The sequence below is a fragment of the Bradyrhizobium pachyrhizi genome (genome assembly GCF_001189245.1).
In the GTDB taxonomy this organism is placed as follows: domain Bacteria; phylum Pseudomonadota; class Alphaproteobacteria; order Rhizobiales; family Xanthobacteraceae; genus Bradyrhizobium; species Bradyrhizobium pachyrhizi.
Map to the genome: position 1 here is coordinate 1 of NZ_LFIQ01000090.1, position 3566 is coordinate 3566.

Below are 3566 nucleotides of genomic sequence, written 5' to 3' on the forward strand. Positions count from 1 at the left end.
CTCGAGGTCGATGAATTCCTGCGCGCCGAACTCGAGCGCCTTCTGACGGTCGTCGGCGCGCCCGGTGCCGATGACATAGGCGCCGCCCAATCGTGCGAGTTGTGTCACCATCGACCCGACTGCGCCGGCCGCGCCATGCACGAGGATGCTCTGCCCTGTCTGAAGGCGGCCGTGCTGGAACAGCCCCTGCCACGCGGTGAGGCCCGAGATTGGCAGACTCGCGCCCACCGTGAAGTCGACGTCGCCCGGGAGCGGCGCGAGGTTGCGCGCCTCCATTGCTACAAACTCCGCCAGGGTGCCGTCGCGATGCCAGTCGGCAAGGCCGAACACTCGCTGTCCCACTGAGAGCCCCGTTGTGCCATAGCCGAGCGCGGTGATCACTCCGGCCAGCTCATGTCCGGGAATCGATGGTGTTCGGTCATGCTCGAGGCGGTCGGTCCATGTCGAGGGCCATGTCAACTCGGTAGGGACGAATCCCGACGCATGAATTTGAACGACGACGTCGTTAATCGCCGCTTGTGGCTCGGGCCGCTCCACGAGCTTCATTCCGGCAGTTCCCGCAGCCTGGTCCGTTACGACGATTGCCTTCATCATCCAGCTCCCTGTCTACGGTGTGTCGTCATCTTTCAAGTGTCTTTGCAGACGAGCAAGGCTACGATCGTGAGAATCGATGGTCCAATGACCTGTGGCTATGGAATCGATGCCATCGGCCCGAAAGATCAAAGCGACTGCGCTGAGCCGCGGAGCGAATGCCCCATGAGGCGTGGCGGGTTCGCCGAACCGGAGACGCTGCGGGTATGATAGGCTACGACGCCCGGTGCAGGATCGACGGCGCGAGAGACGCTCAATCCGGAGTGATATTCGGGATCGGGAGCAGAGCCAGATCATCCTCGTAGCTGGCCTGAGTGCTTGCGTTGCGCCCGGAAATAGCAGCGTCCAAGCGCGTGCTGATATCCGCTCCAATGCCGAGAATTTTACCAACGGGACAGAGGTTTGCTGCTTCCAGCAGGAATGCGCGCTGTTGTGCGTCGAGTTCTCCCCCGAGCACGAGGGTGCGCTCGAACGAATCTCTTTCGCCCTGGGCGCCATGGTGGAAGCTGACACCCACTTCCAATCGCTCAAGTGGAAGTTTTTCGCGCCGGGCCTGAAAACGAACGCTCATAGCGGTGCATGCGGCAAGAGATGCGCTGAGAAGGTCGTAAGGATTGGGTCCCGAAGAAATGTGGCCGACGCCATCCGGGCCGCCGACAGGAAACCGAGATTCGCCGACTTGGCCAACCAGCGCGCCATGATTGGTGGGGTCGCTTGCGACGACAACTTCGCGGATCTTGGTCATGATTAGGTCCCGATCGTCCGAATGATTGATCCCCGGCTTCAACGAGTGTGCACGTCAGCAGCGCCGAACGAACCTTAGAGTTCGTGCGATCTCAGCGCTGCGCCCGCTCGAGCCGGTGCGTTCACCAACTAAATCCGGCGACCATTCGGGTAAAGCTATCATGTCCATAACGGACAGGAATGCTCTAAAAAGTCCATGTCGAAGCTCGGTGGCCGGAAAATCCGTGACACGCGCGCCGAGTTTGATGGTCTTTCCGCTCACGGACCATGCATCGACTTCTATCAAGCCGAAGCTTCAGTCGGAGGGACAACGCGCGGGAATAGAAATCATAACGGTCTGGCATTTCCCAATAATAAAGTCACCGACGTAGTCTCGCTCGGAAGGTGCTCGGCTTCGGAGCGGATGGGCGTGGACGCTTGCATACGTCGGGCGTCGTGACCGGGTGTAAACCGAGGTCGAAATCGACGACCGGTATGCGCATGCTGCGTGTCATCCACCTGGTGCTGGAATTTCTGATGTGCCTAGGCGATAACCGCGGAGAAGAGAATGCTGCTGCCCCGTCGACCGGTTCCCGAATTGCGCGTGCCCACACTTGCTCATGGCGACTTTGATCTTGCGGCAATGGTCGCCGCGCCGAAGCAATTTACATTGATATCCTTTTATCGCGGGCTCCATTGCCCCGTCTGCCTCAAGTATCTGCGCGACCTGGAAGCGTTGATTCCTGAATATGAGCGCCGCGGTACAAAGGTTATCGCGATCAGCTCTGACGTTCGCGAGCGTGCTCAGGCAATGGCAACCAAGGTCGGTTCCAACTTGCGATTCGGGTATTCGCTACCGCTCGCGGTTGCTCGCGAATGGGGGCTCTATATTTCGTCGTCGCGTGGACATTCATCGATTAACATCGAAGAGCCGCCACATTTTTCGGAGCCGGGTGTATTCCTCGTCCGACCGGACGGTACTTTATACTACGGCGCGGTTCAAACAATGCCGTTCGCACGTCCGCTGTTCTCGGAATTGCTTCAGGCGATCGACTTCGCCGTCGCGAAGGACTATCCGGCGCGTGGCGAGTATGACGGCCCTGTCTGAGCGTCAATCAATTTGGCAGCGCGCGGCCCAACGGTGACGCCGCGCAGTGTGCAAAACATTCACGTGGGTCAAAAATGACGCACAGGACCCCGCGCGCGCTTTTTGCCGTTCTCGCGCGCCATGTACGAGCTCGAATCTCGCTGCACCAAGCCGCTCCGGCATTGATTGCCTCTGCAGGATGGAAACGCCGGCTTCGAGTGTCATGCGGCTTTTGGCATTCCTCGCTCCGGCCTCACGCCACCCGGTGAGCCGCAATAACGACCGTTTATCGACTCCATGGCGATAGGTGATTTCCCTCGCGGGCGGTGCAAGGTCCACGCTTCAAAGCATCGTCGAGCCGAAACGTGCGGTTCCGCGAGAGACACGCGTAACACGATGGAAGATTGGCAAGGCAGTGGGTCGATATGCAAAGCAACGATGTCATCGAAATCGCCGCACCATGGGCACGCTGACACTGCGACCCGGCGGCACTTTGGCGGCAACAAAGCTTCCGGCTGCAGCGCGCGGTTTGTTTCGTCGCCTTCGATACGCCGGCGCGCCGATCGGTCTGCTGTTCGCGCTGGCGCTCGCCGGCTGCGACGAGAAGGCGCAATCGCGGGCGGGCGGGCCTCCGCCGCCGTCGGTGACGGTCGCGCAACCGGTAAAACGAACGGTCACTGACTGGGATGAGTTCACCGGGCGCTTCGAGGCGATCGAGGAGGTTCAGGTCCGCGCCCGCGTCGGCGGCTTCGTCAACAGCGTCGAGTTCAAGGATGGTGCGATCGTCCATGCAGGCGATCTTCTCTACATCATCGATCCGCGCCCGTTTGAGGCGGTCAAGCTGCAGGCCGAAGGTCAGCTCGCCGACGCGCGGGCCAAGGAAGAGCTTGCCAAGCGCGAACTCGACCGTGGGCTGACCCTGGTTCAGACTAGCGCAGTTTCCGAACAGGTCGTCGACCAGCGCCGTCAGGCATTGCAGGCGGCTCATGCGGCTGAGACGCAGGCCGAGGGTACGCTGAAGGCCGCGCAGCTCAACGTCGAATTCACCAATGTGGTGGCGCCGATCACCGGCCGCGTCAGCCGGCATCTGGTGACCCCGGGCAACCTGGTGCAGGGCAGCGAGAGCGGCGCGACACTGCTGACCTCGATCGTGTCGCTCGATCCG

General features: G+C 60.9%; 3 protein-coding genes and 1 pseudogene. 2 read left to right on the plus strand and 2 right to left on the minus strand.

Going from position 1 to position 3566, the window contains the following annotated elements; all coding sequences use genetic code 11:
* Both AKL29_RS21775 and AKL29_RS40920 read right to left on the minus strand, forming a co-directional pair.
* A partial coding sequence (locus AKL29_RS21775) for an NADP-dependent oxidoreductase (RefSeq protein WP_152977707.1) occupies positions 1-591 on the minus strand: 591 nt, incomplete at its 3' end.
* A 253-nt stretch (positions 592-844) separates the two neighbouring features.
* Positions 845-1336 (minus strand): OsmC family protein, encoded by a 492-nt coding sequence (locus AKL29_RS40920; RefSeq protein ID WP_082190654.1) that lies wholly within the window; start codon positions 1334-1336, stop codon positions 845-847.
* A 546-nt stretch (positions 1337-1882) separates the two neighbouring features.
* Here AKL29_RS40920 and AKL29_RS21785 point away from each other — a divergent pair.
* Together AKL29_RS21785 and AKL29_RS45300 are read left to right on the plus strand one after the other, a co-directional pair.
* Positions 1883-2422, plus strand: a complete 540-nt coding sequence (locus AKL29_RS21785) for a peroxiredoxin-like family protein (protein WP_050385584.1) — start codon at positions 1883-1885, stop codon at positions 2420-2422.
* A gap of 439 nt (positions 2423-2861) precedes the next feature.
* Positions 2862-3566, plus strand: a pseudogene (locus AKL29_RS45300) (efflux RND transporter periplasmic adaptor subunit); the annotation flags it as partial.

Excerpts from the sequence above, each read along its gene's own strand:
- AKL29_RS40920 (WP_082190654.1), bottom strand. The coding sequence starts at position 1,336 with ATGACCAAGATCCGCGAAGTTGTCGTCGCAAGCGACCCCACCAATCAT.
- AKL29_RS21785 (WP_050385584.1), top strand. The coding sequence starts at position 1,883 with ATGCTGCTGCCCCGTCGACCGGTTCCCGAATTGCGCGTGCCCACACTT.